Source organism: Herbaspirillum sp. B65, assembly GCF_000333555.1.
GTDB lineage: Bacteria > Pseudomonadota > Gammaproteobacteria > Burkholderiales > Burkholderiaceae_D > Herbaspirillum > Herbaspirillum rubrisubalbicans.
The window spans coordinates 1-7,540 of sequence record NZ_BADI01001207.1 but is presented as its reverse complement, the minus strand read 5'-3'; the positions used below and the strand labels follow the sequence as shown (position 1 = coordinate 7,540).

The window sequence follows — 7,540 nt, the reverse complement described above, 5'->3', positions numbered from 1 at the left end:
CGACGCGCCTGCTCAAGCGCGAGCAGCGTGCCCGCTGGTTGCGCTACCTGGCGCGCGTGGCCGAGCCGCGCAAGGCCGCTTGGGTACTGGCAGCCACTGCCGTGATCCTGTGCGTATCGATCTGGCAGAGCCATGATCGCGTGATCGGCACCTTGCAGCCGGGTGCGCCCGAGCTGCGCGTCGAATCGCGCTTCAACCAGGATGCGCTGTCCATCGCCAATAGTTACGACACCGGCCTGGACTGGTTGACGGTGATGTTCGAAGCCCAGCCCGCGTCCTGTGAAAACGTCGCCCTGGGCAGCTACCAGAATGATTTCGTCGGCTATATGCGCGGCGTGCCCGGAGTGCTGTCCATCAGCAGCTATGCCGACCTGCTGCGTACCTATAACGAAGGCTACAACGAGGGCAATCCCAAGATGGCCGTGATCCCCCTGGACGCCGGCAACTATGCCGGTCTGTCGGTGGAGGTGAGTCGTCTGCATGGCTACATGCGCAAGGATTGCAGCATGGTCGCAGCGCATCTGTTCCTGACCGACCATAAGGCGGCCACCATCAATGGCGTGATCGCCAAGATCAAGCAGTTCCGTCAGCAAGACCGTCTGCCGGGCGTCACCATCGCCCTGGCGGCGGGCAATGCCGGCATCCTGGCCGCCGTCAACGATGAACTGGAGCGCAGCGAATTGCCGATGATGCTCTACGTCTATGCCGCCATCGCCATCCTGGTGTTCCTGGTCTATCGCGACCTGCGCGCTGTCATCGCCTGCTGCCTGCCGCTGACGGTGGGGACCTTCATCGGCTACTGGTTCATGAAGGATCTGGAGATCGGCCTGACGGTGGCGACCCTGCCGGTGATGGTGCTGGCCGTGGGCATCGGCGTGGACTATGCCTTCTACATCTACAACCGCCTGCAACTACATCTCTCGCACGGCACGCCCATCGTCAAGGCACTGGAGCAGGCCATGCTGGAAGTGGGGATGGCCACCATCTTCACCGCCATCACCCTGGCCATCGGCGTGGCGACCTGGTCCTTCTCGGCTCTCAAGTTCCAGGCCGACATGGGCAAGCTGCTGGCCTTCATGTTCCTGGTCAACCTGGTCATGGCCATGACCGCCTTGCCGGCACTGGCGGTGTGGCTGGAGCGTCTGTTCCCGCGCAAGAAGGCGGTACGTGCCTCTGGCATCTTCGATCACTGAGGTTTTCTGATGATTACCAAGTACGCAAAAAAACGGCTGCTGCCACTTGGCGTGGCACTCACTCTCGGTTTGAGCGCGGGCATTGCGTTGGCCCAGCAACCGCCAGCGCCGCAACAGAAGATGGCGCTGCCCGATGTGCAACAGGCCGCTGGCATGTTGCTGGCCGTCGACCATGCTGGCAACCGCCTGGTGGCCGTGGGCGAGTATGGCGCGGTGCTGCTCTCCGATGACGGTGGCCAGCATTTCCGCCAGGCCGGCACCGTGCCTACCCGCGTGACCCTGACCAGCGTGAGTTTTGCCGATGAGCGCAACGGCTGGGCAGCCGGTCATTGGGGGACCATCATCCACACCACCGATGGCGGCCAGACCTGGAGCCTGCAGCGCAGCGATGTCACGACCGACCAGCCGTTGTTCTCCATCCATTTCAGCGATGCCAGCCATGGTGTGGCGGTGGGCCTGTGGTCGTTGCTGCTGACCACCGAGGACGGTGGCCGCAGTTGGCAGCAGGTGAAGCTGCCCAAGCCGCCCGATGGAGGCCGGGCAGACCGCAACCTGATGGGCCTGTTCAACAGCGGCAAGCGACTCTACGCCGTGGCCGAACGCGGCCTGGTGCTACGTTCCGATGATCTAGGCCAGAACTGGACCTACCTGGACACCGGCTACAAGGGCTCATTCTGGACCGGTCTGGCGCTGCGCGATGGCAGCCTGCTGGTGGCCGGCTTGCGCGGGACCATCTATCGCAGCAGCGATGGCGGTGACCACTGGCAAGCCATCGATAGCGGCGTCAAGAGTTCCATCACGGCACTTAGCCAGGTCGGTCAACGCGTCATCGCCGTGGGCCTGGATGGCGTGGTGCTGTGGAGCGACGACCAGGGGCGCAGCTTCCATGCGGCCCAGCGCGAGGACCGCCTCACGCTGACCGCCATCAGCGCCACCGGCCCGACCACGGCCATCGCCTTTTCCAAGCAGGGCGTGGTGCCGGACGTCATGCGCCTGCTGCCCAAGACATCCGATTGAGGATTCATTCCATTTTCCCTCCATTGTTAGCCCGCTGAGATCATGAACAAGCCGCTCATCATTGTCCCTTCCTGCACCATGAAGATCGATACCGATGCGTATTACCTGGCGCAGATGAAGTACGTGGATGCCGTTTCCCTGGGCGCCGGAGGTATGCCGCTGGTGCTGCCGGCCTGCGCCGCGCGCACCGACTGGGAAGCCGTGCTGGACGTGGCCGATGGCATCCTGCTGACCGGTTCGCCCTCCAACGTGCATCCCTCGCTGTTCGGTGAAGACGTCTTGAATCCGGCCTTGCCGCTGGATGAAGCGCGCGATGCACTGACCATCCCGCTGATCCGCAAGGCGGTGGACCGTCGCATTCCCCTCATGGCGATCTGCCGCGGCACCCAGGAAATCAACGTGGCCCTGGGTGGCTCGTTGCACCAGGCAGTACACCAGGTGCCGGGGATGATGGATCACCGCGATGACGACGATGATCCGCTGGACGTCCAATACGGCCCTGCGCACCGGGTCAGCCTGACGCCGGGCGGCATCGTCTCGGCCGCCCTGGGTGGCCGCGGCGAGTTGATGGTCAATTCCCTGCATGGTCAAGGCGTGGCCCGACTGGCGCCGGGATTGCGGGTGGAAGCAGTGGCCGAGGATGGTCTGGTGGAAGCCTTCAGCGCCGCCGAGGGCGCCGGTTTCATGCTGGCCGTGCAGTGGCACCCGGAATGGAAGATCACCGAGAACCCCGATTCGATGAGCCTGCTGGCGGCCTTTGGCCAGGCTTGCCGCCAATACCAGCAACACAAGAAGGAGGGCAGGGCATGAAGGCGCTATGCACTTTCCTGTCGGGGCTGCCGTAGCGCATCGCGCCGCCTGTGCGTGGGCCAAGCAGTGAGGATGTCGCCACGCCAGTGATGCCCCCAGCGGGGCCAGCCAGACCCCAACTACAACGTATTACGAGAGGACCCTATGTCATTGCGCAATAATTTTTCCTATAACGACATGGACCAGTGGCTCAATGAGAATCGTGTCACCGAGATCGAATGCCTGGTGCCGGACCTGACCGGCGTGGCGCGCGGCAAGATCATGCCGCGCACCAAGTTCACCGAAGACCGCGGAATGCGCCTGCCCGAAGCCGTGCTGGGCATGACCGTCACCGGTAACTATCCCACCGATGACGCCGCCTACGAGCGCGCCATCTCCTCCACCGATCGCGACATGATCCTGCGCGCCGATCCCAATACCATCACGCTGGTGCCTTGGGCCACCGATCCGACGGCGCAGGTGATCCATGATTGCTATTTCGCCGATGGTTCGCTGATCGACTTCGCCCCGCGCTCGGTGCTGCGTCGGGTGCTGGCCTTGTACGCCGAACGCGGCTGGTCGCCGGTGGTGGCGCCCGAGCTGGAGTTCTACCTGACCGCGCAGAACACCGACCCGGACCTGCCCCTGCGCCCGCCGGTGGGACGCAGCGGACGTGCCGAGACCAGTCGTCAGGTCTACAGCATCGATGCGGTCAATGAATTCGATCCGCTGTTCGAGGATATCTACGACTACTGCGACATGATGCAGCTGGACGTCGATACCCTGATCCATGAAATCGGTGCGGGCCAGATGGAGATCAACTTCCTGCATGGCGAGCCGCTGGGGTTGGCCGACAAGGTGTTCTTCTTCAAGCGTACTCTGCGCGAAGCGGCGCTCAAGCACAACATGTATGCCACCTTCATGGCCAAGCCCATGACCGGCGAACCGGGTTCGGCCATGCACATCCACCAGAGCGTGGTGGATAGCAAGAGCGGGCAGAACATCTTCAGCAACCCCGATGGCAGCGCCAGTGAAACATTCCGTCATTACATCGGCGGTCTGCAACGTTATATGCCGGCCGCCATGGCCATCGTCGCGCCGTATGTGAACTCTTACCGCCGCATCGTGCGCCACACCGCCGCCCCCATCAACATCCAGTGGGGCCGGGACAACCGCACCGTGGGCTTCCGCGTGCCGGAGGCCGGGCCGCAGGACCGCCGCGTGGAAAACCGCGTGGTCGGTGCCGATGCCAATCCCTACCTGGCCCTGGCGGTGACGTTGGCCTGCGGCTACCTGGGCATGACCCAGCGCCTGGAGCCTACGCCGATGACGGTCAACAGCGCCTATGACCTCGACTACCAATTGCCGCAGACCTTATCCGAGGCCCTCGATGGCTTGCGTAAGGAAGCCCATCTGCGCCAGGTACTGGGTGAGCGCTTCATCGACGTCTATGCCGCCATCAAGACGCTGGAGCACGCCGAGTTCATGCAAGTCATCAGCCCCTGGGAGCGTGAGCACCTGTTGCTGCACGTCTGAGGCCGGCAGTCGGCCATCCGATTATCTGGCGCTGGATCATTCACGCCAAGGCACATCATTTACAAGCGCTCTAGGGCGCTCATCCTGAGAACAAAGGTCGATCATGCAATACAACACGCTCAACCCCATCGCCGCCATCGCGCCGCAATTCAATCCCAGCAGCCAGGCTGCCGCCGTCGATACCCGTGCCATCCAGGCGCTGGACGCGGCACACTATCTGCATCCCTTCACCGATCCCAAGGGCATCAACCAGCGCGGGGCGCGGGTCATCGTCAGCGGTCAGGGGATCTACCTCTGGGATTCGGAAGGCAAGCGTCTGCTGGACGGCATGTCGGGCCTATGGTGCATGAACGTCGGCTATGGCCGTACCCGCATTGCCGATGCCGTCTATGCCCAGATGCAGCAACTGCCGTTCTACAACAGCTTTTTCCAGACCACCAACGTGCCGGCGGTGCAACTGGCGGCCAAGCTGGTGGAAATTTCGCCGCCGCAGTTCAACCATGTCTTCTTCACCAGCTCCGGTTCGGAAGGCAACGACACCATCGTGCGCATGGTGCGTCGCTACTGGGACATCAAGGGCCAGCCGGAACGCCACGTCATCATCAGCCGCCATAACGCCTACCACGGTAGCACCATGGCCGGCGGCTCGCTGGGCGGTATGTCGGGTATCCATGAGCAGGGTGGCTTGCCGATTCCGGGCATCGTCCATATCGGCCAGCCATACTACGTCGAGGGTGGCCGTGGCCAGAGCGAGGAAGAGTTCGGCCTGACAGCGGCTTCCTGGCTGGAGCAGAAGATCCTGGAGGTGGGCGCCGACAAGGTAGCGGCCTTCATCGGCGAGCCGGTGCAAGGCGCGGGCGGCGTCATCATCCCGCCCGCCACCTATTGGCCCGAAATCCAGCGCATCTGCGACAAGTACGGCATCCTGCTGGTGACCGATGAAGTCATCTGCGGCTTCGGTCGCCTGGGCCACTGGTTCGGCTGCGAACACTTCGGCGTCAAGCCCGACCTGATGACCTTCGCCAAGGGCGTGACCTCCGGTTACGTGCCGCTGGGCGGCGTGCTGGTGGGCGACCGCGTGGCCCAGGCGCTGATCGAGGAGGGCGGTGAATTCAACCACGGCTTCACCTATTCCGGCCATCCGGTGGCTTGCGCGGCGGCGCTGGAAAATATCCGCATCATCGAAGAAGAAGGTCTGGTACAGCGGGTGCGCGAGGATATCGGCCCCTATCTGCAGCAGCGCTTCGCCACGCTGGCCGACCATCCGCTGGTGGGCAGCGCCGAGAGTTGCGGTTTCGTGGCCGGTCTCAATCTGGTCAAGAAGAAGGCCGAGAAGGTGCATGACTGCGAACCCTTCGACGCCAAGCTTGACGTCGGCATGATCTGTCGCGGCCACATGTTCTCCAACGGCATGATCATGCGCGCCGTGGGTGACCGCATGATCATCGCGCCGCCGCTGACCATGACTCATGCCGAGATCGATGAAATGATCGCGCTCATCCGCCTGTGCCTGGACAAGACGCTGGAAGATCTGCGCCAGCAAGGGCTGGTGTAAATCTCCCTTGATCGTCCTCCTCAACTTGACCGAATCGAGATCATCATGAGCGATACCCTTTGGCATGAACGCGCCGCCGCCGTGCCACGCGACGGCCGCGCCAGCATCGATGGCCAGCGCGTGGCGGCGCTGTCCGGCGCCACCTTCGATTGCATTTCCCCCATCGATGGCCGCAAGCTGGCCGCGGTGGCCCGCTGCGACACGGCCGATATCGACCGCGCCGTGGCCGCCGCCCGCCAGGCCTTCGAGGACCGGCGCTGGGCCGGGCTGGCGCCGGCGGCGCGCAAGCGCATCCTGATCCGCTTTGCCGACCTGATCCTGCAATACCGCGATGAACTGGCGCTGCTGGAAACCCTGGACATGGGCAAGCCGATCAAGTACAGCCGCAGCGTGGACGTGCCAGCTGCGGCCAATTGCATCCGCTGGTATGGCGAAGCCATCGACAAGCTCTATGACGAAATCGCCCCGACCGGCGATGCCTCGCTGGCCTTGATCACGCGTGAACCGGTGGGCGTGGTGGCCGCCATCGTGCCGTGGAACTACCCGATGATCATGGCGTCCTGGAAGATCGCCCCGGCACTGGCGGCCGGTAACAGCGTCATCCTCAAACCGTCTGAAAAATCGCCCTTGTCAGCCTTGCGGTTGGCCGATATCGCGTTGGAGGCGGGTATTCCAGCCGGGGTGTTCAATGTCACGCCGGGTTATGGCCATGAAGCCGGAGCAGCCCTGGCGCTACATCAGGACGTCGATTGCATCGGCTTTACCGGTTCCACCCGGATCGGCAAGCAGATCACCCAATATGCCGGCCAATCCAATCTCAAGCGGGTCTGGACGGAGCTGGGCGGCAAGTCGCCCAACATCGTCTGCGCCGACTGTCCCGACCTGGATGCCGCCGTACGGGCGGCGGTGGGGTCGATCTTCTTCAACCAGGGCGAAAGCTGCAACGCGCCTTCGCGCCTGTACGTGGAAGCGGGTATCTATGATCGTTTCATCGACAAGGCGCTGGCGTTGATGCCGTCGTTCCAGCCGGGCGATCCCCTGGATGAAAACACGGTCATGGGCGCCATCGTGGATGAGGTGCAGATGAATACCGTGCTGGGCTTCATCGCATCGGGACGGGAAGAGGGCGCGCAACTGCTGGCCGGTGGGCAGCGGGTGCGGCAGGACAGCGGTGGCTATTACGTCGAACCGACGCTCTTTGCCAGCGTGGGCCAGAGCATGAAGATCGCACGCGAGGAAATCTTTGGACCGGTGTTGTCGGTGTTCGGCTTTTACGACCTGGGCGATGCAATTGCTGCGGCCAACGATACCGCTTTTCGCCTGCAGGCTGGCTTATGGACCGGCAACCTGGCCAAGGCCCATCAGACCGCGCGCGCCTTGCGGGTGGGGACGGTGCACGTCAACCAGTATGACGAGGATGACATCAGCGTACCCTTCGGCGGTTACAAAC

General features: G+C 63.3%; 6 protein-coding genes. All 6 read left to right on the top strand.

Going from position 1 to position 7,540, the window contains the following annotated elements; all coding sequences use genetic code 11:
• Positions 1–1,193 (top strand): efflux RND transporter permease subunit (locus I5W_RS28550; protein WP_044531791.1); only part of this gene is annotated, 1,193 nt, incomplete at its 5' end.
• Positions 1,194–1,202: 9 nt separating this feature from the next.
• Entirely contained in the window at positions 1,203–2,210 is a 1,008-nt protein-coding gene (locus I5W_RS28545) for a WD40/YVTN/BNR-like repeat-containing protein (RefSeq protein WP_044531790.1), read from the top strand.
• Between the two features lie 42 nt (positions 2,211–2,252).
• A complete protein-coding gene (locus I5W_RS28540; RefSeq protein WP_044531789.1) occupies positions 2,253–3,020 on the top strand; it encodes a gamma-glutamyl-gamma-aminobutyrate hydrolase family protein in 768 nt (255 codons plus the stop codon).
• Between the two features lie 144 nt (positions 3,021–3,164).
• Complete coding sequence (locus I5W_RS28535) at positions 3,165–4,535, top strand: glutamine synthetase family protein (RefSeq protein ID WP_017453504.1); 1,371 nt, start codon at positions 3,165–3,167, stop codon at positions 4,533–4,535.
• A 103-nt stretch (positions 4,536–4,638) separates the two neighbouring features.
• On the top strand, positions 4,639–6,090 hold the full coding sequence (locus I5W_RS28530) for an aspartate aminotransferase family protein (protein ID WP_044531788.1): 1,452 nt from the start codon (positions 4,639–4,641) through the stop codon (positions 6,088–6,090).
• A 45-nt stretch (positions 6,091–6,135) separates the two neighbouring features.
• On the top strand, positions 6,136–7,540 hold a 1,405-nt coding region (locus I5W_RS28525; protein ID WP_044531787.1), incomplete at its 3' end, for an aldehyde dehydrogenase.

Coding starts and splice junctions, on each gene's coding strand:
- I5W_RS28545 (WP_044531790.1), top strand. CDS start 1,203: ATGATTACCAAGTACGCAAAAAAACGGCTGCTGCCACTTGGCGTGGCA.
- I5W_RS28540 (WP_044531789.1), top strand. CDS start 2,253: ATGAACAAGCCGCTCATCATTGTCCCTTCCTGCACCATGAAGATCGAT.
- I5W_RS28535 (WP_017453504.1), top strand. CDS start 3,165: ATGTCATTGCGCAATAATTTTTCCTATAACGACATGGACCAGTGGCTC.
- I5W_RS28530 (WP_044531788.1), top strand. CDS start 4,639: ATGCAATACAACACGCTCAACCCCATCGCCGCCATCGCGCCGCAATTC.